The organism is Bradyrhizobium zhengyangense (genome assembly GCF_022012435.1).
GTDB lineage: Bacteria > Pseudomonadota > Alphaproteobacteria > Rhizobiales > Xanthobacteraceae > Bradyrhizobium > Bradyrhizobium zhengyangense.
The window spans coordinates 116,627-140,466 of the sequence record NZ_JAKLUA010000014.1 but is presented as its reverse complement, the minus strand read 5'-3'; the positions used below and the strand labels follow the sequence as shown (position 1 = coordinate 140,466).

Genomic DNA, 23,840 nt, shown 5'->3' with positions numbered 1-23,840 from the left:
CCGCACGTCTCCTACTTTTTGAGCATTGCCTTCATCGAGCCCATGAAGTCGTCGACATTGCTCTTGTCGATGACCTTGCCGGGTACGATGATGATGCCGTTGGCGGGCACGCCGGACTTGTCGCCCTCGATGTACTTCGCCATCAGCTTCATGCCCTGATAGCCCCACTCGAACGGCTGCTGCACGACGGTGCCGGCGATCGCACCTTCCTTGACGCCGCCCAGCGTGATCGGATCCTCGTCGAAGCCGATGATCTGGATCTTGCCGAGCTTGCCGGCTTCCTTGAGCACTTCATAGATGCGAGGCGTGTTGTAGGAGTAGAAGCCGACCAGGCAGCTCACGTCGGGCATGGCAGCGAGGATGTCCTCGACGTTGCGCTTGGCGCGGGTCTGATCGATCTCGTCGCCGCGAACGTCGACCAGCTCGACCTTCGAGCCCTTGATGGTCTCCTTGACGCCCTCGATGCGTTCGCGGGCGTTGTCCGCGCCGGGCAGGCCGACGAAGCCGACGCACTTGCCGCCGTTCGGCAGTGCCTTGAGCATCAGCTTGCCGGCGTCCTTGCCGAGGTCGACGTTCGACGAGCCGATATAGGCGATGCGCTTTGAGTTCGGCGCGTCGCTGTCGGTGGTGAACAGCAGCGTCTGCGAGGCGATCTTGTTGAGGTGCTCGACCTGGTTCTTCGGATCGACCGCGCTGACCATGATGCCGGCGGCACCGGCGGCGACGAGGTCGTCCATCATGCGCTGCTGGACGGCAGCGGCGGCCTGTTCTGGATATTTGAGCTGAAGATTGTAGTTGGGCAGTTCGCCCTGGGCTTTCTTCACGCCGGCTTCCGCGATCTTCCAGAAGTCGGACGCGCCGTTGACGACGAAGGCCAGAACCTTCTTGTCGGCCGCATTGGCCGTGCCGAGGCCCAGAACCAGTGCGAACGCGACAGATACGCCTGCGATCAAGTGACGCTGCATGTCATCCTCCCCTTGTGCGGTCAGCCCTTGATGGAGGCCAACTCTGCTTCAGCCCGAATTGGGCACATGCCTCACCCTCCTCACGGGACGCAAAGGTCGGCCGCCAATCCGCATCTTTGCGGCAGGGGCGGGATCACCCGTCGGCCCATGAGGTGAAATGAGGCGCGTACCTCAACCGTAGCAAAAGCACGTCGAGCGTGCAACAGGAGGCGTCGTTCGCGCGAAATCGCGCCATAACTCGCTCGCCCGGCGTTCATCATCCTGAACATGATTGAGGAAGTTGATGCCCTGAGGCGGGCCACCGGATTGGTACGGGCCGGGTCATTAACCGCGCTTTAGCCCTGATCATGTGGATGATTAGCCTAGCAAGATCAGGGGGAGACCGCTCCCATGCTGAAGGATGGCACCTACGCGGCGTGGTACAAGACGCCATTCGACCAGGGCACCGGCATCGTCCATGTCGCCGACGGCCAGATCTGGGGCCGCGACAGCCTGATGACGTATCACGGTTCCTGCCGGGTCGATGGCGATCGTTTCACCGCAACCGTATCGACGAAGCGTCACACCGAAGGGCGTGACACGGTGTTCGGCGTCTATGATGAACTCACGCTGGACATCGAAGGCACGTGCCCCGGCAAGATCGCGACCTACACGGCGACCGCGGGGCAGGCGCAGGGGGTCGTCCTCGAGGGAACGCTCATTCTGACGGAACAGCCCGCGGCGGCGCCTGAACGGACCGGGGAGATCCCAGCCTTCAATCCCGCGAAACTGCCAAAGCTGCCCAAACGCTCGCGCTAAGCGCGGAAGTCATTGCGGCGTCGCACGCCGCGACACACTGCGCGGGCGCAGTGCAATTCTGCATCGTCAAATTCCAGCGCCGGCGGTTCTCAAGTCCGCCCGTCCAGAAGGCTGATCGGTCTAGTAAAGACGCTCGGCCTCGTTGTGATCGATGCGCGCCTGTATGGTGTCCAGCGCGTCCGGGGAGGCAGCGTGATCCTTCAGCGCCTGGGCATAGGTCGGCAAGCCTTCGACCGGCTTCCAGCGGTCGGGCTCCCACAGGCCTGATCGGATCACGGATTTGCCGCAGTGGAAGAACGCTTCGCGGACTCGCACCACGATCGCCAGATCGGGGTGCTTGCCGTTGACCGCCATGTCTTCGAGAAGACCCGGATCCTGCGCAAGCGACGCTGTGCCGCTGACGCGAACGACCTCGCGCCGCATCGGTATGATGAAGACGATTCCGACACTTGGATTGTCGAGGATATTGAGAACCGTGTCCCCACGGTGGTTACCAATACGGTCAGGAACGGCCAGGGTATGCTTATCGAGAACTCTTACAAAGCCGGGCGGGTCCCCCTTGGGCGATATGTCCATCGCCCCGGCGGCACCGATGCTGGATATGACGATGAACGGTGTTCGCGCGATCCAGGCCCTGCAGTGATCGTCGATGTGATCGATGACCTTGTTTACTTGATTTGGCATGGGCGAGCCGAGGATCGCTCGCACCTCGGCGGCGTTTGTAATCGGCATTGCCGGCTGGTACATCGCTGTCTCCGATCCGATCTTCCGTTCGGAAACAGTGCCAGGCCCTCCGGCGCCGCGCTTGATATCGGACTGACTTTTTTCTCACCAAACGCTAATCTTTCACCGCGGGTCCTGGACGAGGGCGGTGCACCTGATCAGCCGGCGTGAGGATGGGCCATTTGCGGTACGTCTTTGCAAACTGCGAGTTCGATACGGACCGGCGTGAATTGTGCCGCGACCGAAAGCTCGTAGCTGTTGCGCCGCAGGTTTTCGATCTGCTGAGCTTTCTTGTCAGCAACCGAAACCGCGTCGTGAGCAAGGACGATCTCGTCGAGGCGATCTGGAATGGGCGGAGCGTGTCGGATGCTGCGCTGACGACACGCTTGAATGTCTTGCGGAAGGCGATCGGCGATTCCGGCGACGAGCAACGTCTGATCAAGACGTTTCCGCGCAAGGGCGTTCGGTTCATTGGATCAGTCCGGGAATTCGGCGGGCAGAACGACGAGGCGGCTACCGAATATGCTTTGCGGCCATCCGCACCGGTGATCACTGGTCCGCGCAGGCCGTCGATCGCCGTATTGCCGTTCCAGAATCTCAGCGGTGACCCCGCGCAGGAGTTTATCGCGGATGGTATGACAGAGGACATCATTACTCTGTTGTCTCAGACACGCGATTTTCTGGTGATCGCCAGGGGTTCCACGCTGGCCTATAGAGCGAAGGCGACCGGCTTGGACGATATCGGGCGACAGCTCGGCGTCCGGTATATCCTCGAAGGCAGTGTTCGTAGCGCGAAACAGAAGCTTCGCGTGACAGCTCAGCTCGTCGAGGCCAGCACGGCCGAAAGGGTGTGGGCGGCTCATTTCGATAGGGAACTCATCGACCTGTTCGCGGTCCAGGACGACATCACCAGCGGAATCGTCGGGGCGTTGCATCCGCAATTGCTGCTCGCGGAGGCTCAATCATACAAACGTCAGCCGCCGAGCAGCCTGGACGCATGGGGTCTGAGCATGCGCGGCATGTTGGCCCTCACCAGCCTGGCTCAGGAAAATCTCGACATCGCGGCCGATTTCGCCAACCGGGCTATTGCGATTGCTCCTGAATTTGGACTGCCGTACGGACTGCGGGCATTCGCGCTGGGCTATCGAGCCTACACGCAATGGGGGCCGGACTGGCGCCAGGACGCCGCGCAGGCGTCAGCCGACATCAAACGAACACTCAGCGATCAGCCTGACGATCCGACGGCTCTTTTCCTGGCCGGTGGTGCATCTCATTTCATGGGCCGGCATCGGACGAGCATTGGCCTTTTTGAGCGCGCAATCGAGCTCAATCCGAATCTGGCGATGGCGCACGGCTTGCTGGCAATCAGTTGCGCCAGTATCGACCGCCCGGCCGACGGACTGGCTCATGTTGAGACCGCCTTGCGGCTGAGTCCGAGGGATCCGATGGCCTACCTGTTCGTTGCAGGCCAGGCGCTCTGCCGCTTCGTGTCGGGTGATTTCGCCGGAGCCGTCGCCTGTGCTGAAAAAGGCATCAGCATGAACTTCAGTTCATGCGAGAACTATTTCTATATGGCGGCAGCCCTCGCCGAGCTCGGCCAGATGCAGCAAGCCAAAGAGCAGATCAAACGAGGGCTGCGCTTCGCGCCCAAGATGACACTGTTGGTTATCGGTCGCGCGATCGAGGGCCGAAATCTTGGTTGGACCAGATATCATGCGGCTCTTCGCAAGGCCGGATTGCCGGAATGATCGACGTGTTCGGCCAAGCCATGCTGCGGGCCCGCTTATGGTGCGCAGAGGGTCTGAGCGGGCGGCAATTCTGCATCGTCAATCTCCAGCGTCACCGCTTCTCAAACGGCTTCCAACCCGCCATTGTGCCGCCGCAGCAATTAGCCGGAGGCAGCATCAATGTCGGACAAGGTCTCGCGTCGCCAGTTCGCGAAAGTCGCGGGACTATCCGCAGCCGGAATCGCAAGTCCCCTTGAGATCGCCGACGCCAAGCCGGCAGCGGCACCGCGCAGCGCCGGCGGCTTCCCGGCAGGCTTTCTCTGGGGCACCGCGACCTCGTCCTATCAAGTCGAGGGCGCGGTCGAGGAGGACGGGCGAGGGGCCTCGATCTGGGACAGGTTCGTGCGCATCCCCGGAAAGATCGAGGACGGCACCAATGGCGACCGCGCCGCTGAGCATTATCACCGCTACAAGGATGACATCGCACTCATCAAGGAGCTCGGCTGCAAGGCCTATCGGTTCTCGGTGGCCTGGCCGCGGGTGTTTCCTGACGGCGATGGCAAGCCGAACCCGAAGGGGCTCGACTTCTACAATCGCCTGATCGACGAGCTCCTGAAGAACGGCATCGACCCGTGGCTGACGCTTTATCACTGGGACCTGCCGCAATCATTGCAGGACCGCTTCGGCGGCTGGCGGTCGACCGAGACCTGCAAGATCTTTGGCGACTACGCGGCCTATGTCGCCGAGCACCTCACCGATCGCGTCAAGAACGTGTTTACGCTGAACGAGAGCGGCCGCTTCGTTTATTTTGGCTATGGCATCGGCATCGACGCGCCCGGCCTGACGCTGCCGCAGGTCGACGTGAACCAGGTCAGGCATAACAGCGCGCTCGCGCATGGGCTCGCGGTGCAGGCGGTGCGCGCCCATGGCCGCCGCGGCACGCGCGTCGGACCTGCCGAGAACATCGATGCCTGCATTCCCGCGATCGACACGCCCGAGAACGTCCGTGCCGCCGAGATCGCGCTGCGCGAGCTGAACGCCGGCTATCTCAACGTCATCATGACCGGCCGCTATACCGACGCGTTTCTGAAATATGCAGGCCGCGACGCGCCGAAATACACCGACGCGAATTGAAGATCATCTCCTCGCCGGTCGACTTCCTCGGCCTCAACATCTACGCGCCGCAGCACTACATTGTCGCGTCCGACCAGGGCGCGGGCTTTATGCCGCTGCCGATCCCGAAATCCTTTCCGCACATGAACTCGGACTGGCTGCGCGTCGGACCCGAGACGATCTATTGGGTGCCGAAGCTCGCCGCAAAGATCTGGAAGACCGATGCGATCTATATCAGCGAGAACGGCACATCCGGTGAGGATCAGGTGATGCAAGACGGCAAGATCTACGACACCGACCGCATCATGTATCTGCGCAACTATCTTGCCCAGCTCCAGCGCGCCACCGCGGAAGGCGTGCCGGTGCGCGGTTATTTCCTCTGGAGCCTGCTCGACAATTTCGAATGGGTGTTCGGCCTCAACAAGCGTTTCGGACTCTACCACGTCAATTTCGACACCCAGGTGCGGACACCAAAACTCAGCGCGAGCTTCTACCGCAACGTCATCGCGAAGAACGCCGCGGGTGCGTGATGGCTTGAGTCCGGATTTTACGCGTAGCGGAAAATCCGGACGAGGGAGCTAAACACCGCGCATTGACTCCGCTCTCCCCCTGATTCACAACGACCTCAACATCCATAAAAATGAGGACAACGCCCATGACCGACGCGCTGATCATCGATGCCTGCCGTACCCCGCGCGGCGTCGGCAAGGCCGGCAAGGGGGCTCTCTCAGGCATTCATCCGCAGCAGCTCGGCGCCACCGTGCTGCGCGCGCTGGCCGATCGCACCGGGATTAACACCGCCGATGTCGACGATATCGTCTGGGGCTGCAGCGCGCAGGTGGCAACGCAAAGCGGCGATCTTGGCCGCATGTCGGCGCTCGATGCCGGCTATGACGTGCGCGCCAGCGCCGTGACGCTGGATCGTTTCTGCGGTTCGGGCATCACCAGCGTCAACATGGCGGCCTCCTCGATCATGGCGGGCGCGGAAGATCTCGTCATCGCCGGCGGCTGCGAGATGATGTCGATGGAGGGACGTCGCGGCGGCGGCCCGATGATGATGGACGCCGGCAATCTGCGGCTTCGTGCAAAACATCCGCAGTCGCATCAGGGCGTCTGCGCGGATGCGATCGCGACGCTGGAAGGCATCACGCGTCGGGACGTCGACGCGCTTGGCCTTGAAAGCCAGAAGCGCGCCGCGCGAGCGATTGCCGGCGGCCATTTCAAGAAGAGCCTCGTGCCGGTTTATCGCGAGGACGGCAGCCTCGCGCTCGACCATGAAGAATATCCGCGGCCGCAGACCACGATGGAAGGGCTGGCGGCGCTGAAGCCGGCATTCCCGGCGATCGCCGACTATGCGCTGGACGACAAGGGTACGACCTATCGCGGCCTGATCCTGCAAGAATACCCTGACCTCGACATCGACTTCATGCACCACGCCGGCAATTCGTCGGGCGTCGTCGACGGCGCCGCGGCGATCCTGCTGGCGTCACCTTCTTACGCCAAGGCGCATGGCCTCAAAGCCCGCGCCCGCGTGGTCGCCATGGCCAATATGGGGGACTCGCCGACCCTGATGCTGAACGCACCGGTGCCGGCGACGCGCAAGGTGCTGGCGAAGGCGGGGCTCACCATCGACGACATCGACCTGTTCGAGATCAACGAGGCCTTTGCGGTGGTGGCAGAAAAATATATCAGGGATCTCAAGCTCGATCGCGCCAAGGTCAACGTCAATGGCGGCTCGATCGCGCTCGGTCATCCTATCGGGGCGACGGGCTCGATCCTGATCGGCACTGTGCTCGACGAGCTCGAACGGCGCGACCTCAAGCGCGGTCTCGTCACGATGTGCGCGGCCGGTGGCATGGCTCCGGCCGTCATCATCGAGCGCATCTAGTGCGCCGCGGCCCGTAAAAAGCAGGGAAAAACGTCGCAGGGCGACGATCAAGCCTTATTTTTCAGGGTGAATCGCGCTTCTCCTCGCACAAAGAGGCCGGTCGTCGCTTGTCGAAAGCATCGAATCAGCTTTAGCAAGGCTGCTTGCGGGCCTTTGAAACAAGGCAAAAACAGCTGCGCGAGGCGCCATCCGTTCTGGAAGCCGCTAAAATGCAGGGTTTTTTGTCTCAGGGGGCCAAAAAAGCCCGTAAAACCGCGACAAAACTGTGCAGAAGGCTATAGGCCTTCGCCGGTTGGTCTAATATGCAACCGGCAACGAATCAGAGGAGACACGATGCCAGCCCAAATGTCCAAATCGCAGTTGATCGAAAAGATTGCGACCGCCACCGAGCTTTCCAAGCGCGACGTCAAGAGCGTCATGGAGACGCTGACCGACGTCGGCCATAAGGAGCTCAAGAAGAACGGCCTGTTCCTGGTGCCGGGCTTCGCCAAGTTCGTGGTCATCAAGAAGCCCGCGACCAAGGCGCGCAAGGGCACCAACCCGTTCACGGGCGAAGAGATGATGTTCAAGGCCAAGCCGGCCCGGAAGATCGTCCGCGCCCGCCCCGTCAAGGCCGCCAAGGACGCCGTGGCCTGATAACGCAAAGGCCCCCTCGATGAGAGGGGGCCTTTTGGTTTGAATGGACCGCAGGGGCCGATCGGAGGGGATCAGCCCTTGCGGCGCCTCACCCGGACCGGGATCGGTTGAAGCCGCGGCTCAGGTCCTGCAAGTGCATCGCGCACCCGGTCGATGGCACGGCCGAGCAGCTGGCGCAGCTTCTGCGTTTTTCGCGATCGCTTTGCGTCTTCCAGCAGTTTCTTCATCGCATCACTCCGCCGCTTCGACCTTCGCATCGACTCCCACCGGCTCGAGCGCCGCGGCGATGGCCTCGTCGACGCGCTCCAGCCAGATGAATTCGAGGTTGTCCCGCGCGCTCTTCGGGATGTCGTCATAGTCCCGCTTGTTGCGCGCCGGCAGCATCACCCGCTTCAATCCGGCGGCGGCCGCAGCCACCACCTTCTCCTTGATGCCGCCGACCGGCAGCACCAGGCCGCGCAGCGAGATCTCGCCGGTCATCGCGGTGTCGCTCCGCACCGTGCGATTGGTGAGCAGTGATGTCAGCGCCGTGAACATCGCCACGCCCGCGCTCGGTCCGTCCTTCGGGGTTGCGCCCGCAGGAACGTGAACGTGGATGTCGCTCTTCTCGAACAGCTGGGGATCGATACCGAGCTGGTTCGCTTTGCTCTTCACCAGCGTCAGCGCGGCCTGCACGCTCTCGCGCATGACCTCGCCAAGCTGGCCGGTCAGGATCATGCCGCCGCGGCCGGGCACGCGCGAGGCCTCGATGAACAGGATGTCGCCGCCCACAGGCGTCCAGGCAAGGCCGGTGGCCACGCCCGGAATGCTGGTGCGCTGCGCGATCTCGCCTTCGAAGCGCGGCTGTCCCAGCACGTCGCCGATGTCCTTCGCCGTCACCACCACCTTTGTGGTCGTGCCTTCGGCGACCTGCACCGCGGCATGGCGGAACACCTTGCCGATCTCGCGCTCGAGGTTACGCACGCCGGCCTCACGGGTGTAACCCTTGACCACCAGCTTCAGCGCATCCGGCTCGATGTCGGCCTGCTCGGCCGTCAGGCCATTGGCCTCCAGCTGCCGCCGCACCAGATACCGCCGCGCGATCTCCAGCTTCTCGTCCTCGGTGTAACCGGCCAGGCTGATCAGCTCCATGCGGTCCAGCAGCGGACCCGGAATCTGGTCCAGCATGTTGGCGGTCGCGATGAAGACGACGCGCGACAGGTCGAAGGGCACGCCCAGGTAATTGTCCCGGAACGTCCCGTTCTGCTCGGGGTCGAGCACCTCCAGCATCGCGGCGGAAGGATCGCCCTGAACGCCACGGCCCATCTTGTCGATCTCGTCCAGCATCATGACGCAGTTGCGGGCGCCCGCCTTCTTGATGCCCTGGATGATGTTGCCGGGCAGCGCGCCGATATAGGTGCGCCGGTGACCGCGGATCTCGGCCTCGTCATGCACGCCACCCAGGCTGACGCGCACGAAGGGGCGATCCATCGCACGCGCGATGGACTGGCCGAGCGAGGTCTTGCCGACGCCGGGCGGGCCGACGAAGCACAGGATCGGGGCCTTGCCCTGCGGCGCCAGCTTGCGCACCGCCAGATATTCGATGATCCGGCTCTTGATCTTCTCCAGGCCAAAGTGATCCGCATCCAGGATGCGACGTGCTTCCTTGATGTCGATCGGCTTCTCCGCGGGGAGCGCCCAGGGCAACTCGATCAGCCAGTCGAGGTACGTGCGGACCATGCCGGCTTCACCGGCAGCCTCGGGCATGCGCTCGTAGCGGCGCAGCTCCTTCCTGGCGTGCGCGTCCGCCTCCGGCGGCATGTTGGCCTTGGCGATCGCAGCCGTCAGCTCGGCGACCTCGGCAGACTTGCCGTCGCCTTCGCCCAGTTGCCGCTGGATGGTCGCCATCTGCTCGCGCAGGATCGCCTCGCGCTGCCGCTCGTCGAACGAGGCGCGGGTCTTCTGGCCGATCTCGTTGGAGATGCGCAGCACCTCCAGCCGCTCGGCCAACTGCTTCGACACCTTCTCGACGCGCAAGGAGAGGTCGATGGTCTCCAGCACCTCCTGTTTATCGGACGGCTTGATGTCCATGAACGACGTCGCCAGGTCCGCCAGCGCGCCGGGCGCACTGGTGCTCTGGAACATCGCGACCAGCTCGGGCGGGGCCTGCGGCAGCAGCTCGATTGCCTCGATGGCCTGGCGCTGCAGGTTCAGCGCCCGTGCCTCGATCTCGGCTGAGGTCGTGGTCGGCTCGGGGATCTGCTGGAAGCGCGCAGCCAGGAACGGCGTCCCCGGCAGGAAGTCGAGGATACGCGCGCGCTGCACGCCCTGGCAGACGATGTGATGCGTGCCGTCGGGTGCGGTGATGTAGCGCACGATGTTGGCGATGGTCGCGACCTTGTAGAGATCATCAGGGCCGGGCTCGTCGGTCTCGGGGCTGCGCTGCAGCACGATGCCGACCGGCCGCTGCTCGCGCAGCGCCTGCTGCGCGGCGGCGACGGATTTCGGGCGTGCGATCGCGATCGGCGCGATGGCGCCGGGGAACAGCACCATCTCGCGCACGGGGATGATGATCAGTGCGTCGTCGGGGATATTCACGTCAGGATTGGTCTGTGCGGTATTCATCTGTTCGGTGGCCATGATCGACCTCAGGATTTGGCGAGGCGCAGCGCGACGCAGCCGTCCATCACGAAGCGGCTGATGGCGTAGCGGCCAAGGGGCAATGCAATGCGGCGCTCAAAACGCCCCTGCGGCAGCTCGAGCCGGTGGATGCGGGCGTTGCGAAGCTCCGGCGGCAGCGTGCGCTGGCCGGATATGACCAGCACGCCGTCATGGATGACGGTCTCGACATTGTCCGGATTGACGCCGGGAAGCGCGACCAGGATCAGAAGCTCATGCTCGGTCTCAAGCACGTCGATCGGCGGCTCCCAGCAGGTGTCCTGACGGCCGAACTGCTGCCGCATCCGTTCGGCGCGGGTCAGCTGGTCGAGGGCCTCGGACAGCATCCAGTCAAAGGGATTCTTGGGTTGCATGGCAAAACTCGGGGAAGGCGCTGCAGTTGGAAAACGGGATATGGTGATGGTTCCCGCAAATTCCAGCATCGCGCGTTTGCGGCATGCCTGCCTCTCTTGGCGGAGCAGGCCCTTGCGCTCAGACGCATCGACGCCGCGAAAGATGTTCCGCGGCGCCGGAGGTAACAATTGGGTGGTCTGGATCAGGCGGCTTCGCGGTATTCGGCCTCGGCTTCGAGGTTGATGACCGACGTGGCGAGCTCGGTCAGGGTGTGGTCGGTCGCCTCTTCCTCGTCCAGCGTATCCTGGAGCAGCCTTGCCGCCTCGGGCATGCCGAGCTCTTCGGCCCAGGTGCGAAGTGTGCCGTAACGGGAGATTTCGTAGTGCTCGACGGCCTGCGCCGCCGCGAGCAGCCCGGCATCGAGGGCAGGGGCGTTCTTGAAGTCCTTCATGATCTCGGCGCCCTCGTCGGTGATGCCGTTTATCGCTTCGCACGGCTTGCCGCGCGCGGGCTTGTTCAGCATCTTGAAGATCTGCTCCAGGCGTTTGACCTGTCCCTGCGTCTCCCGCAGATGCTTGTTGAAGGCGGCGGCAAGATCCTTCGAGTGGGCGGCCTTGGCCATCTTCGGCAGCGTCTTGATGATCTTGTTCTCGGCGTAATAAATGTCCTTCAGCGTTTCCAGGAAAAGGTCGCTCAGCATCTTAGGCGCCTGACGCGGGCGGCGCGATGCGGCCTTTTTCTTGAGAGCACGTTTCTTTGCTGGTCTAGCCATTGGTCCTCCTCATGAGGCGACACGGGAAGGCACGTCCTTCCTCAATCCTCACGCGATCAAGAGCCGGGACAGGCAAATGTTCCTCGCGAAGGTCTGCGCGAGCCGCTATGGCTGGCCGTCCACGCTCGCCCGAGGCGCCTGACCCATGCTCGACTTCGCCCTGTCCGCCTTCGTCACGCTGCTGCTGGTGGTCGATCCCGTCGGCCTCGCACCGGCGTTTCTGGCCGCGACCGGCGGCATGCCCGAGACGAGCAAGCGGACGGTGGCGCTGCGGGCGCCGTTCATCGCGGCCTCGATCCTGGTCGTGATCGCGCTGGTCGGAAACTGGCTGCTGCGCCAGCTCGGGATCGGCATCCCCGCCTTCCAGATCGCGGGCGGGCTGCTGCTGTTCGGCGTGTCCTACCAGATGATCTTCGGCGACCGGCCGCATCGCGAGGCGCGGGAGGCGGACAAGGCGACGGCCGAGCACGCCTCCGATGTCGCGGTGTTTCCGCTCGCAATCCCCATGATGGCCGGTCCCGGGGCGATCGCAACCACGCTGTTGCTGGCGGGCGATGCCGGCTATGGGGCAAGGCTCGCCATCATCATCGCGATCGTGCTGGCGGTCTGCCTGCTCTGCATGCTCTGCTTCGTCTCGGCGCACCTGATTGCGCGCACGCTCGGGCGCACCGGAAATGCCGTGCTCTCGCGGGTGCTCGGCATGCTGCTGGCGGCCTATTCGGTGCAATTCGTGATCAACGGCATTGCGGCTGTCCGGGCGAGCCTGTCTTGAGGTCTCTGGGCCTGCGACAAACTGTTAATCTGTTGATTTTACGATGAATTCATGTCCCGGGCGGGCGCGCCAGAAATCCAGTGCCTGAACAGGTCCGCTTTCGCTTGCACTGCCATATTGCTTTGACGTACTTCGGGTCTAACAAGAGCCCATCGAAGAAATCGACAAGAAGGTCGAGATGAAATCGAAGTCGATGACAGCGGACGAACTCGCAAAGAGACAGGCCATCATCGACGCCTGCCGCCGCATGAATGCGCTCGGCATCAACCAGGGCACATCAGGCAATATCAGCGTGCGGCATGGGGACGGGCTCCTGATCACGCCCACCAGCCTGCCCTATGACACCATGACGCCGGACCAGATCGTCTTCATGGCGATGGACGGCTCGCATCCCCCAGGCCAGAAGCCGTCCAGCGAGTGGCGCTTCCATCTGGACATCCTGAAGGCGCGCGCCGACGTCAACGCCGTCGTGCACGCCCATCCGACCTATTGCACCATCCTGGCGATCATGGGCATGGAGATCCCGCCGGTGCACTACATGATCGCGGCGGCCGGCGGCGACAGCATCCGCTGCGCGCCCTATGCCACCTTCGGGACAGTGGAGCTGTCCGCGCATGCGGTGCGCGCGCTGGATGGCCGGCTCGCCTGCCTGCTGGACCATCACGGCATGATCGCGCTCGGCCAGACGCTCGACAAGGCGATGTGGCTCGCCGTCGAGGTCGAGACGCTGGCGCGGCAGTATCACGGCTGTCTCCAGATCGGCAAACCGCCGCTGCTCTCGAGCGCCGAGATCGAACGGGTCCGTCAGCGCATGGCCGGCTACGGCCTGTCGGAAGGGTAGGGCTCGCAAGCGGTGTTCGCGCGGATCAGATATTTCGTCGACGGCAAGGGCACCAACCGCACGATGGTTCGGCTGCGCGCGCTGTTGCGCAGCAACGAGTTCTACCTGATCCCGCTCGCGCTCGTGATCGGCACGCTGGCCGGTGCGATCGTGACCCTGATGGCCGTGATCGCGCAGATCGCCCACGTCGTGATCTTTGGCATTCCGATCGACGTGCGCCTCTCTGCCAACGCCTATATCAGCCCCTGGGCGGCAATGATCGCGCCGCCGCTCGGCGGCCTCGTGCTCGGCATCATGGAATGGTGGCGGCGACGGCTGAAGATCTCGAGCGCAGTCGACCCGATCGAGGCCAATGCGCTGCGCGGCGGCATTCTGTCGATGCGCGACAGCGTGGTGGTGTCGAGCCAGACGCTGATCTCGAACGGTTGCGGCGCCTCCGTCGGCCTCGAGGCCGGCTACACGCAGATCGGCTCGGGCATCGCCTCGCTATTCGGCAAGTTCTTCAACCTCCGCCGTAACGATCTCCGCCTGATGGTCGGCTGCGGCGCCGCGGCGGCGATCGCGGCCGCTTTCGGCGCGCCGATCACCGGCGCGTTCTACGCCTGCGAGCTGATTGTCGGTGTCTATTCCGTCGGCAGCGCGGCGCCGATTTTGGCGGCCTCGCTCGCCGGCGCGCTCACCGCGCAATGGCTCGGCGGCGCGCCGTACTCCATCGAAATACCGAAGGTCAGCGCCGTCGGCGTCGAGCAATATCTGGCGCTGATCGGGCTCGCGCTTGTCACCAGCGGCGTTGGCATTGCCGTGATGCGCTCGTCCTCGATGTTCGAGCGGCTGTTCAAATGGCTGCCGGTCTGGCTGCGCCCCGTGATCGGCGGTCTCGTCGTCGGAAGCTTCGCCCTCGTCACGCCGCAGGTGCTGGCGGCCGGCCACGGCGCCATGGTGCTCGACCTCTTCCACGACATGACGATCGGACTGGTCGCGATCATCATCGCGCTGAAGGTGACGGCCTGCCTGATCTCGCTGGCCTCGGGCTTCCGCGGCGGTCTGTTCTTCGCCTCCCTGTTCGTCGGCAGCCTGATCGGTAAGTTCTTCGCCGCGGTGCTGCTCTTGATCAGCCCGAACTTCGCGATCGATCCGTTGGTGGCGATGCTGACCGGCATGGCGACGCTGGGCGTGGCCATCGTCGGCGGCCCCCTGACCATGTCGTTCCTCGTGCTCGAGATGACCCGCAATGTCGACGTCACCGCCGTGGTGCTCGCCGGCTGCATCGTCACCTCGATCTGCGTCCGCTTCATGTTCGGCCATTCCTTCTCGACCTGGCGCCTGCATCTGCGCGGCGAGACCATCCGTAGCGCCAATGACGTCGGTTGGCTGCGCAACCTCACCGTCGAGCGGCTGATGCGCTCCGACGTCGGCAAGGTGCCGTCGAGCACGACGATCGCCGCGACCCGCAGCGAATTTCCGCTGGGGTCGCGCCCGGGCGTCGTCATCGTCAACAATTCCGACGAATATGTCGGCCTGGTCCTGCTGCCCGACTTGTTCTCCAGCGACCTCGACACCATCGCCGATGATATCCAGATCATCGAGCTCGCGCGGCTGACCGAGATCGTGCTGATCCCGGAAATGAACGTGAAGTCTGCCATGGCGGTGTTCGACGAGGCCGAGGCCGAAATGCTGGCGGTGGTCGATTCCACCGACAGCCGCAAGGTGGTCGGCTTCCTGACCGAGACCACCGCCCGTCGCCGCTATGTCGAGGAGATCGACAAGGCCACGCGCGGCGTGCTGGGGGCGCTGTCCTGAGGTCTTCACCCCGGGCAAGTTGACGCTGGCACGCTGGGCGGACTTGCCAGATCGTTCACAACCTCTAGGCTAGGGATCGACGGCGGGGCTGGCGCCTGGCCGCATCCAGCGACGAGGGACGTGCGATGTCGGACAAGCTTCGCCTGTTGCTTGCCTTGCTCGAACTCGGGCCCCGGCTGAAGGATCTGCTGGGCGACAAATGGCCCCCTTACGCCGACGAATTGCAGGAATTGGCCGGCCGCGCCGGCAAGGGCGAGGATCCGGCCAGGCTTCGTCAGTCGCTTGACCTGCTGCTCGTGCGGCTGCTCGCCGAGGCGCCGGCCACGGAACTCGTCGAGCATTTGATGGAAGACATGGCGGCGCCCATGGCTGCCACGGAGACTGTGACCCGCCGCGGCCGGGTAACGCCGCTGGTCGTCCCGGACATTGTCGGGCCGAGCACGGATGAGGCGACCGGCGTCGTCACCATCCCCGTGTTCTACGGCACCGACCGCGCCCGCGGCGACGACACGCCGGCGCACTATTTTGGCGGCGCGCGCGGGACGCCGTCATTCGGAATCGCGGAGGTCAGCGTGCCCACGCATGGCCGCGACCTCGGCGAACTCACCAGCCCGAGCTGGTGGCACCTCGAATTCTCGGCCAATCCGGAAAAGCATGTCATCCTCAAGTCAGTGGGAGCGCTTGGCAGGGACACGTTCGTTACGAGTCTGAAGGACTCGCTTGCGGCCGCGGATTTGCACGACGTCCTGATCTTCGTGCACGGCTACAACGTCACTTTCGAGGACGCGGCGCGGCGCGCCGGGCAGCTTGCGGTGGATCTGAAATTCGCCGGCAGGACGCTGCTGTATAGCTGGGCGTCGGCGGCGGACACCAAGAAGTACACGGTGGACGAGAGCACGATCGACTGGTCGCGCGATCATTTCGAGACGTTTCTCCAGCTTGCGCTCGGCGAGATCGGTGCCGGCAAGGTCCACGTCATCGCTCACAGCATGGGCAACCGCGCGGTGATCAACACGCTGGAGCGCGTTAAGTCGTGGCAGCTGCCGGCCGGCGCCGCAAAGCTCGGTCAGATCATCTTTGCCGCGCCCGACATCGACCGCGACCGTTTCGTCCAGCTCGCGGCTAGGTTCAAAGGCTGCGCTGCGCGCGTCACGCTCTATGCGTCGTCGCGCGACGTGGCGCTGCTGGCCTCCAAATTCGTGCACGGCTATCCCCGGGCGGGCGAGGCCGGTGACGCGCTGACCGTTGTCGACGGCGTCGATACGATCGATGCCTCGCTGGTCGACACCAGCCTGGTCGGCCTGCGCCATTCTTATTTCGGCGAGAAGCGCTCGATCCTGAACGACATGTTCAATCTGATCGTGCAGCAACTCGCGCCCGACCAGCGTTTTGATCTCCAGGTCGCGGGCGATGCGTTGCGGAAGTATTGGAGTTACAGGGCCTAGAGGTAGCGCGACCAGTCAAAGCGTGGCAGATTGCCGCGATCACGAAACCATTTCGGTGCTTTGCGCATTATGTGGTGTTTCCATATCTTTTCTTTGACGAGAGCGGAGGACGTGAGGATGAGTGACAGGTCCGTGAAATCGAGAGTTGGCCGCAGCGCCGCACTGGCTGCATTCGCCAGTCTCGCTTTGGTCGTTGCTTCCGTCTCGCCGTCAGCTGCCGCGTCGCCGGCAGCGGCCAAGGCCGCGACTGCCGCTGTGGCCGGGCAGGGCTCGTCCAACGCGACCGATTTCAGCGCCGCGCGCCGTCATCGCTATTACCGGCGCGGGCCGAGCGCTGCGGGCCTTGCCTTCATGGGCGCCGCGGTTGGTATGATCGGAGGCGCGATCGCCGAGAGCCGGCGCCAGGAATATTACGACAACTATTACTATGGCGGCCCGCGCTATTATGGTCCCGGCTACGGCTATTACGGTGGACCGCGCTACTACGATCCGTATTGACGGATGCCGTAGCCCGGATGGAGCGCAGCGAAATCCGGGATCACTGGAGCATGTCGCAAGCGTCCCGGATTACGCTGCGCTCTGCGCAGCAGCGTTGCACGCTGCAGCGCGTCCGGGACACGAGAGCCGCGCCCTACGCCTTCCGTATCACCGTCCCGCCGGCGCCGACATTGCGCCATTGGCGTAGCGCGACCAGTCAGGTTCCGTCGGCTGCGATGGCCACATGGCCGCGTTGGAGTCGCGCGCCGACTGGGTGATGGGAGCAGGTCGTGCCTTGCGAAGGTGGTGATGGTCGTTCGCGGCCGCGGTCTGGATGGTGATGGCAGCGATCAGCGTCGCGCCGAGAATGGCAAGAGTCTTCTGCATGGTTGTATCTCCCGTGACGACGTCCCGGTCGTGAGAAATGTCGTCGTCGTCGCGGCTGACATGGCGATGCCGCCAGCCTGATATCACTGTCGCCGGGTTCACGATGGGGCGAGCAAATTTTTTGGTCCCGGCTAAATATTCGGCAGCCTCCTGGCGGGGGCCGGATGGACTTGACCAGCGCCATCAGGTTGAATGGGGGCAACAAAGGTTTCAGGCGCGACAATGATGTCGAAATATCTGCTGGTCCTGCTTTTGATCGCCTCGCCGGCTGTGGCGCAGGTCAAAACCGCTCCCAAAATCTCGGCGGCACATCCTGACCCCTGCGCTCCGATCGGACGCACCGCGGACGGCAAGCTGGTCTATTCCATGAAATGCGAGAACCTGCCGGCACCGCCTCCGCCACCGCCCCAGGCGGAACTGAAGGAGGCGCCGGCGGCAGCCGCCGCTGCGGAGCCCGAGCCGGAGGTGCGGCGGAGCGGCATATTTGGCTGGTCCTACGACCGCAGGTAATGGGTCCTAGCGCCCTTGCGCGAAGCCCGCTGGAATGCTCTTTGCGTGCAAGTTCCCCGTGGGGCCTCACCCCCCGATCCAGAGAGATGAGATGAGCAAACTCGTTATCCGCGCCGGCGATTTCACCTTCGATGCCCGCTTCGAAGAGGAGGCCGCACCCAAGACTGTCGCGGCGTTCCGCAAGGCGCTGCCGTTCGAGAGCCACATCATCCATGTACGCTGGAGCGGCGAAGGCGTCTGGATGCCGCTCGGCGATCTCGACTTTGGCGTCGGCTATGAGAACCACACCAGCTATCCCGCGCCGGGCCAGATCATCCTCTATCCCGGCGGCATCAGCGAGACCGAGATCCTGCTTGCCTATGGCGGCGTGCACTTCGCCAGCAAGATGGGCCAGCTCGCCGGCAATCACTTCATCACCGTGACTTCGGGCCTGGAGAACCTGGCGACGCTGGGCAAGAGCGTGCTGTGGAAGGGCGCACTGCCGATCCGCTTCGAGGAAGTCTAAGTGACTGATATCAGCTACCCGCGCGATCTCCGCGGTTACGGTCGCAACCCGCCGCATCCGGAGTGGCCCGGCCATGCGCGGGTCGCGGTGCAGTTCGTCGTCAATTTCGAGGAGGGCGGCGAGAACAACATTCTGCACGGCGACCGTGCGTCGGAAGCGTTCCTGTCCGACGTGCTGGGCGCGCAGCCCTGGCCCGGCCAGCGTCACGCCAATATCGAATCCATGTTCGAATATGGCTCGCGCGCCGGCTTCTGGCGCTTGTGGCGCATGTTCAATGAGCGCAACTGGCCGACCACCGTGTTCGGTGTTGCCACCGCGCTGAAGCGCAATCCGGAAATCGTCGCGGCGATGAAGGAGTCCGGTTGGGACATTGCGAGCCACAGCCTGAAATGGATCGAGCACAAGGACATGACGGAAGCGCAGGAGCGCGCCGAGATCGCCGAGTCCATTCGCGTCCACACCGAGGCCACCGGCGCGCGTCCGCTCGGCTGGTACACCGGGCGCTCCTCGATCAACACCAACCGTCTGCTGATGGAGGAGGGCGGCTTCCTTTATCTCTGCGATTCCTACGCCGACGATCTGCCCTATTGGGTCAAGGGCGCGAACGGCAAGCAGCTCGTCATTCCCTATACGTTAGATGCCAACGACATGCGCTTCATCAACCCGCAAGGGTTTGCCGAAGGCGAGCAGTTCTACACCTATCTGAAGGACGCCTTCGACGTGCTCTATGCCGAAGGTGAGACCGCGCCGAAGATGATGTCGGTGGGGCTGCACTGCCGCCTCGCGGGCCGGCCCGGCCGCGCCGCGGGCCTGATCCGCTTCCTTGATTACATCGGCAAGCACGATCGCGTCTGGGTGCCGACGCGACTTCAGATCGCGCAGCATTGGCACGACAAGCATGCGGGTCTTGCCGACAACGCTTTCGAGATCGGGTAGGGACTCGATGTCGCAGATCGCCTTGTCTGATCTCAATACCGCGAGCTTCGACGATTTCGTTGCGGTACTTGAAAACGTGGTCGAATACTCGCCGTGGATTGCCCAAGAAGCCGCGGCGCGGCGTCCGTTTGCCGGCATCAATCAGTTGCACGCCGCGCTGATGACGGCGATCCAAAGCGCCGCACCCGACGCGCAGCTGGCGCTGATCCGCGCGCATCCCGATCTCGCCAACAAGGCCCAGCGTGCGGCAGGCCTCACGGCGGAATCGACCAATGAACAAAACAGCGCCGGCCTCGACCGGCTGTCGGAGGCCGAATACGCCGCGTTCGAGCGCGTCAACAACGCCTACCGCGAAAAATTCGGCTTCCCCTATATCGTCTGCGTGCGGCGCCACACCAAGGATTCCGTGCTGCGCGACTTCGAGACGCGCCTGCGCAACATTGCCAAGACTGAGACGCGTCGCGCGATCGAGGAGATCGGCCGTATCGCGGCCCTGCGGCTCGATCAGCTCGTCGTCGCCGATGACAGACTGAAAGTGCACGGCCGGCTCTCGACCCATGTGCTGGATAATCACATAGGCAAGCCGGCCCCCGGAATCGCGGTGGAACTCGTCGAGCTAGCCGCGCTCGGCGAGAATCGCGTCATCGCGCGCGGCGTCACCAACGCTGACGGCCGCACCGACCAGCCGCTGATCGGCGGCCGCCCGCTGCCGATCGGCCGCTACGAGCTCCGCTTCAACGTCGGAAGGTATTACGCCGAACGCAATGTGCAGCTTCCCGATCCGCCGTTCCTCGACGAGATCCCGCTGCGCTTCGCGATCAGCGAGCCGGAAGGCCACTACCACGTGCCGCTGCTGGTCACGCCGTGGAGCTACTCGACCTATCGCGGGAGCTAGTCGCCGAACTTGTCGTGTAGCGCCGGAAACAGCCGGTCCGGCTTGAACGGCGGTGCGGTGAAGCGGATGCCGGTGGCATCAGCGATGGCGTTGCCGAGGGCCGCGGCGACCGGATTGTAGGGGCTCTCGCTCATCGACTTCGCGCCCAGGGGTCCGATCGTGTCGGACGTCTCGGCGAACAACACCTCCGTGCGCGGCACGTCCGTGAAGGACGGCAGATGGTAATCGCGGAATTTGGGATTGGTGACGCGGCCCTCGGCGTCGATCACCATCTCCTCGTAGAGCGCCGCACCGAGCGCCTGGGCGACACCGCCTTCGACCTGCCCCCGGCATTGCATGGGATTGGCGACGACGCCGGCATCGGCCGCCTGCACGCTCCGGAGAATCCTGACCTCGCCGGTGCCTTTGTTCACGGCGACGCGAAAGCCCTGCACGTTGAAGCCGACCGAGCGCGGCGTTCCCTCGGAATTGCCGTGCGCGACGAGCGGACGACCCGCCTCGCGCACCAGCCTGGCGAGCTCGGCAAAGGACATGCGCCGCACGCCGCTGACGACGAACTCGCCCTCGAGCGTGCACGTCGCGACATCGCAAAGCCACACGCCGGCTGCGGCTGCCTTCAGCTCGGCTGCGAGCTGCATCGCGGCGGCCTGCGTTGCCTTGCCGGCCACGAAGGTGCCGGTGCTGCCATAGGCGCCGGTGTCGTGGCCGCCATGGGCGGTGTCGGACTGGCGCAGGCGGATTCTATCGACGGTGGTCGCGAGCACAGTGGCGGCGATCTGCCGGTGCACGGTGCTGGTGCCATTGCCGAACTCGGCGGTACCGACGGTGAGATCGAAGCCGCCATCGTCGTTGAGCGCGATCATGGCGTCGGCGATGTGGCCGGCGGGCGGCGCCGTGTCGATCATGGTCAGCGCGATGCCGTCGCCGGTCAGCCAGTCCGGCGACAGCTCGCCTTGCGGCTGATCCGCCCGCATCGCGCGCTCGACGAGATCGATGCACTGGTCGAGCCCGTAGGAGCCGTAGAGCACATCGTGATATTCGGATTCAGGCGGCGACAGCATGGGATCGCCGGGCCTGACGATATTGCGGCGGCGCATGTCATAGGGGCTGATGTCGAGCTGCTTCGCCAGTTCGTCGATTGCGGCTTCCACCGCGATCACGGACTGCGGCAAGCCATAGCCGCGAAACGCGCCTGCTGGCACCGTATTGGTGTAAACGACGAAGCCGTCGACGCGCTTGTTCGGGCAGTTATAGACGGCGATCGACTCGTTCACCGCGTGGAACATCACGGAGGGGCCGTGATTGCCATAGGCGCCGGTGTTGGAGAGCACGTCGAGCTGCAGCGCGGTGAGCTTGCCCTGGGCATCGGCGCCGGCTTTGATGTGGACGCGCATCGGATGCCGCGTCGAGGTCGCGATGAACTGCTCCTCGCGGGTCAGCTCGAGCTTGACGGGGCGTCCGGTCTTCAGCGCGGCCAGCGCCAGAATATCCTCGACGAACATCTCCTGCTTGCCGCCGAAGCCGCCGCCGACCCGCTCGCAGAACACGCGGACCTTGTCCATGGGAAGCTGGAAGATGTCCGAGAGCGCGCGCCGCGTCAGGAACGGGACCTGCGTCGAGGTGCGGACGTTGAGCACGCCTGTCGCGTCGAGCCAGGCGAGGCCGCCATGGGTCTCCAGCGCCGCATGCTGCACACGATGGCTGTGGAAGGTGGCTTCATAAGTGACGGCGGATGTGGCGAGCGCGGCGGCGACATCGCCGAATTCGCCATGAATCTCCGCGACCAGATTGCGCTGCGCGTCGGCAACGCGGTTGGCGCTGGTCCTGTCGGGATGAACGAGCGGCGCGCCCGGCATCATCGCCTGCTCCGGATCGATCAGCGCGGGCAGAATTTCGTACGTGACCTTCAGCCGGCGGCAGGCCTCCTCGGCCGCGCCTTCACTCTCGGCCACCACCGCCGCGACCCTCTGGCCGATGAAGCGAACGACGTCGTCGAGGATGCGGGTATCCTCGGGATCCATCCAATCCTTCTCATGCCGCGCGGTCGATGTCAGCACCGACGGCGCATCCTCATGCGTCAGGATTGCGTGCACGCCCGGAGCGGCCATCGCCGACGATCTGTCGATCGAAACGATCCGCGCGTGCGCATGCGGCGAGCGCAGCAGCTTGATGTGCAGCAGGCCATCGACGTGCGTGTCGAACGTGTAGCGCGCCTTGCCGCGCACGACGTCCGGCCCCGCCGGCGCCGGCAGGCTGCGACCGAACGCGCCGCCGGCCTCGACGCGCGCCTCGACATTGCTCTTGCCGTGGATTGCGTCCTCGATCGCGCGATAGCCGGTGCAGCGGCAGATATTGCCCTTCAGGGCAGCGCCGAGATCGGTGCGCTGCGCCTGGTTCAGCGAGGCGCAGGTCAGGATCATGCCGGCGGTGCAGAAGCCGCACTGGAATCCCTGCGCGTCGAGGAAGGCCTGCTGCATCGGATGCGCGCCGTCCTCGCCGCCGAGCCCTTCGATCGTGGTGACGGCGCGCCCCTCCGCGCGAAACGCGGGGATCAGGCAGCTGTGCACGGGTTCGCCGTCGAGCAGCACGGTGCAGGCGCCGCAATCGCCGGCGTCGCAGCCCTTTTTCACCCCGAACTGGCCAAGCTCCCGCAGGAATGTGCGCAGGCACTGGCCGGTGCGCGGCGTTTGCGTAAATGTCGTGCCGTTGACTTCGAAACTCATGGCGACATTGCATCCAGCAGTTCGGCGCGGATCTCCTCGGCGAGCCGCAGCGTCATGTGCTTGCGCCAGAGCGGCTTGCCATGGATGTCGGTGTGATAGAGATCGTCGGGGATTTCCTCGGAGATCGCGGTGCGTAGCGTGCCCGCATCGATCGGTCCGGGAAACGACATCTGGATCGGGCGTACGGTCGATGCGGTCACGGTCAGCTTCAGCGCGCCATTTCCGTCGAGGCTTCCGATCAGAAGCGCCGCGGAGCGGCCGACCGGTGCGAGCGAGATCTGGCGAAACGCGGAGCGACGCTTCAGCGCCGCAATCGGGATATCGATCTGCCGCAGCAGGTCGCCCGGCAACAGGCGGTTGCGCTGGTTGCCGGTGACGAAGTCGGTGACGGGAATCCTTTGCTCGCCGCCGCCGGCCTTCCAGATGGTGCAGACCCCGTCGAGTGCGGTGGTCAGCGAGATCATCGGTCCCGCCGGCAGCGACATGCAGAGATTGCCGCCCACCGTCGCCGTCTTCCAGATCTTGAAGGAGGCGAGGAAGGCGCGGCAGCATTGGCCGATCAGCGGCGCAGCGAGCCAGTCGGGCGGAGAGTTGAACGCATCGAGTTGCGAGATGGTGCAGGTGGCGGCGATGCTGAGGTGACCGGGCGTGATCGTCAGCGCAGGCCATTTCAGATCGGTGAGATCGATCAGCCGCGTGAGGTGAACTTGCGGTTCGGAGAACAGCCACGTGCCGCCCGCGAGCCAAGCATCACCTGGCGTCCAAACGGGCAGATCGGAGCGCGTTTGCGGATGAGACACCGCTGTGATGGTATTCAAGTCCATGGCCGCAACAACGCCTGCGCCGAAGTGATTTGTCGAGGGAAAGTCTTGCAAGACCAGCGCCAAGTAGCAACAACAAGTCGCAGCCATAACGCTGTCGGGATGGCCTCTGCCT

22 protein-coding genes and 1 pseudogene are annotated in these 23,840 nt (G+C 64.3%); 14 read left to right on the top strand and 9 right to left on the bottom strand.

Going from position 1 to position 23,840, the window contains the following annotated elements:
* Positions 1 to 11: 11 nt before the first annotated feature.
* Positions 12 to 965, bottom strand: coding sequence for a sugar-binding protein (locus tag L6637_RS31720; RefSeq protein ID WP_237872988.1), 954 nt, complete (start codon positions 963 to 965; stop codon positions 12 to 14).
* 390 nt (positions 966 to 1,355) lie between these two features.
* Between L6637_RS31720 and L6637_RS31715 the strand changes: the two genes are divergently transcribed.
* The gene (locus tag L6637_RS31715) at positions 1,356 to 1,763 is read left to right on the top strand and encodes a hypothetical protein (protein ID WP_237864736.1); all 408 of its coding nucleotides are present in this window, start codon (positions 1,356 to 1,358) and stop codon (positions 1,761 to 1,763) included.
* A gap of 120 nt (positions 1,764 to 1,883) precedes the next feature.
* Here L6637_RS31715 and L6637_RS31710 read toward each other — a convergent pair whose 3' ends face one another.
* Entirely contained in the window at positions 1,884 to 2,510 is a 627-nt protein-coding gene (locus L6637_RS31710; protein ID WP_237872987.1) for an MSMEG_1061 family FMN-dependent PPOX-type flavoprotein, read from the bottom strand.
* A 158-nt stretch (positions 2,511 to 2,668) separates the two neighbouring features.
* Between L6637_RS31710 and L6637_RS31705 the strand changes: the two genes are divergently transcribed.
* The 4 genes and pseudogenes from L6637_RS31705 to L6637_RS31690 all read left to right on the top strand — a co-directional run bounded on the left by L6637_RS31705 (position 2,669) and on the right by L6637_RS31690 (position 7,850).
* Positions 2,669 to 4,234 carry a winged helix-turn-helix domain-containing tetratricopeptide repeat protein gene (locus tag L6637_RS31705; protein ID WP_237872986.1) on the top strand — a complete coding sequence of 522 codons (1,566 nt, stop codon included), beginning with the start codon at positions 2,669 to 2,671 and terminating at the stop codon, positions 4,232 to 4,234.
* Positions 4,235 to 4,393: 159 nt separating this feature from the next.
* A pseudogene (locus L6637_RS31700) lies at positions 4,394 to 5,856 on the top strand (GH1 family beta-glucosidase).
* A 125-nt stretch (positions 5,857 to 5,981) separates the two neighbouring features.
* Positions 5,982 to 7,214 carry an acetyl-CoA C-acetyltransferase gene (locus L6637_RS31695; protein ID WP_237872985.1) on the top strand — a complete coding sequence of 411 codons (1,233 nt, stop codon included), beginning with the start codon at positions 5,982 to 5,984 and terminating at the stop codon, positions 7,212 to 7,214.
* A 333-nt stretch (positions 7,215 to 7,547) separates the two neighbouring features.
* Complete coding sequence (locus L6637_RS31690) at positions 7,548 to 7,850, top strand: HU family DNA-binding protein (RefSeq protein ID WP_008139488.1); 303 nt, start codon at positions 7,548 to 7,550, stop codon at positions 7,848 to 7,850.
* A gap of 71 nt (positions 7,851 to 7,921) precedes the next feature.
* Here the strand turns inward: L6637_RS31690 and L6637_RS31685 are convergent, their stop codons facing one another.
* The 4 genes from L6637_RS31685 to L6637_RS31670 form a co-directional block, all read right to left on the bottom strand.
* Positions 7,922 to 8,077 carry a hypothetical protein gene (locus L6637_RS31685; RefSeq protein WP_237864730.1) on the bottom strand — a complete coding sequence of 52 codons (156 nt, stop codon included), beginning with the start codon at positions 8,075 to 8,077 and terminating at the stop codon, positions 7,922 to 7,924.
* A gap of 4 nt (positions 8,078 to 8,081) precedes the next feature.
* Complete coding sequence (gene lon, locus L6637_RS31680) at positions 8,082 to 10,469, bottom strand: endopeptidase La (protein WP_237872983.1); 2,388 nt, start codon at positions 10,467 to 10,469, stop codon at positions 8,082 to 8,084.
* An 8-nt stretch (positions 10,470 to 10,477) separates the two neighbouring features.
* Positions 10,478 to 10,861: an Hsp20/alpha crystallin family protein gene (locus L6637_RS31675; RefSeq protein WP_237872981.1), complete on the bottom strand. Its 384-nt coding sequence runs from the start codon at positions 10,859 to 10,861 to the stop codon at positions 10,478 to 10,480.
* Positions 10,862 to 11,043: 182 nt separating this feature from the next.
* On the bottom strand, positions 11,044 to 11,613 hold the full coding sequence (locus L6637_RS31670; protein WP_237872980.1) for a YciE/YciF ferroxidase family protein: 570 nt from the start codon (positions 11,611 to 11,613) through the stop codon (positions 11,044 to 11,046).
* A gap of 145 nt (positions 11,614 to 11,758) precedes the next feature.
* Between L6637_RS31670 and L6637_RS31665 the strand changes: the two genes are divergently transcribed.
* From L6637_RS31665 to L6637_RS31645, 5 genes are all read left to right on the top strand, one after another.
* Complete coding sequence (locus L6637_RS31665; protein ID WP_237872979.1) at positions 11,759 to 12,385, top strand: MarC family protein; 627 nt, start codon at positions 11,759 to 11,761, stop codon at positions 12,383 to 12,385.
* A gap of 193 nt (positions 12,386 to 12,578) precedes the next feature.
* Positions 12,579 to 13,226, top strand: a complete 648-nt coding sequence (locus tag L6637_RS31660) for an L-fuculose-phosphate aldolase (RefSeq protein ID WP_237873017.1) — start codon at positions 12,579 to 12,581, stop codon at positions 13,224 to 13,226.
* 12 nt (positions 13,227 to 13,238) lie between these two features.
* Positions 13,239 to 15,026, top strand: coding sequence for a chloride channel protein (locus L6637_RS31655; protein WP_237872978.1), 1,788 nt, complete (start codon positions 13,239 to 13,241; stop codon positions 15,024 to 15,026).
* A 125-nt stretch (positions 15,027 to 15,151) separates the two neighbouring features.
* A complete protein-coding gene (locus tag L6637_RS31650; RefSeq protein ID WP_237872977.1) occupies positions 15,152 to 16,471 on the top strand; it encodes an alpha/beta hydrolase in 1,320 nt (439 codons plus the stop codon).
* A 117-nt stretch (positions 16,472 to 16,588) separates the two neighbouring features.
* Positions 16,589 to 16,969: a hypothetical protein gene (locus L6637_RS31645; RefSeq protein ID WP_237872975.1), complete on the top strand. Its 381-nt coding sequence runs from the start codon at positions 16,589 to 16,591 to the stop codon at positions 16,967 to 16,969.
* Positions 16,970 to 17,116: 147 nt separating this feature from the next.
* On the opposite strand, the gene L6637_RS31640 is transcribed toward L6637_RS31645, so the two are convergent.
* A complete protein-coding gene (locus L6637_RS31640) occupies positions 17,117 to 17,335 on the bottom strand; it encodes a hypothetical protein (RefSeq protein ID WP_237864722.1) in 219 nt (72 codons plus the stop codon).
* 225 nt (positions 17,336 to 17,560) lie between these two features.
* Here L6637_RS31640 and L6637_RS31635 point away from each other — a divergent pair, with 225 nt between their 5' ends.
* From L6637_RS31635 to uraD, 4 genes are all read left to right on the top strand, one after another.
* Entirely contained in the window at positions 17,561 to 17,845 is a 285-nt protein-coding gene (locus L6637_RS31635) for a hypothetical protein (RefSeq protein WP_237873016.1), read from the top strand.
* A 91-nt stretch (positions 17,846 to 17,936) separates the two neighbouring features.
* Positions 17,937 to 18,350 carry a DUF3830 family protein gene (locus L6637_RS31630; protein WP_128950562.1) on the top strand — a complete coding sequence of 138 codons (414 nt, stop codon included), beginning with the start codon at positions 17,937 to 17,939 and terminating at the stop codon, positions 18,348 to 18,350.
* Entirely contained in the window at positions 18,351 to 19,286 is a 936-nt protein-coding gene (gene puuE / locus L6637_RS31625; protein WP_237864720.1) for an allantoinase PuuE, read from the top strand.
* Between the two features lie 7 nt (positions 19,287 to 19,293).
* Positions 19,294 to 20,181 carry a 2-oxo-4-hydroxy-4-carboxy-5-ureidoimidazoline decarboxylase gene (gene uraD, locus L6637_RS31620; RefSeq protein ID WP_237872974.1) on the top strand — a complete coding sequence of 296 codons (888 nt, stop codon included), beginning with the start codon at positions 19,294 to 19,296 and terminating at the stop codon, positions 20,179 to 20,181.
* Here the strand turns inward: uraD and L6637_RS31615 are convergent.
* A complete protein-coding gene (locus tag L6637_RS31615; RefSeq protein ID WP_237872973.1) occupies positions 20,178 to 22,904 on the bottom strand; it encodes a molybdopterin-dependent oxidoreductase in 2,727 nt (908 codons plus the stop codon). The genes uraD and L6637_RS31615 overlap by 4 nt on opposite strands.
* Positions 22,901 to 23,728 (bottom strand): FAD binding domain-containing protein, encoded by an 828-nt coding sequence (locus L6637_RS31610; protein WP_237872972.1) that lies wholly within the window; start codon positions 23,726 to 23,728, stop codon positions 22,901 to 22,903. The genes L6637_RS31615 and L6637_RS31610 overlap by 4 nt, the downstream gene beginning before the upstream one ends.
* Between the last annotated feature and the right edge of the window lie 112 nt (positions 23,729 to 23,840).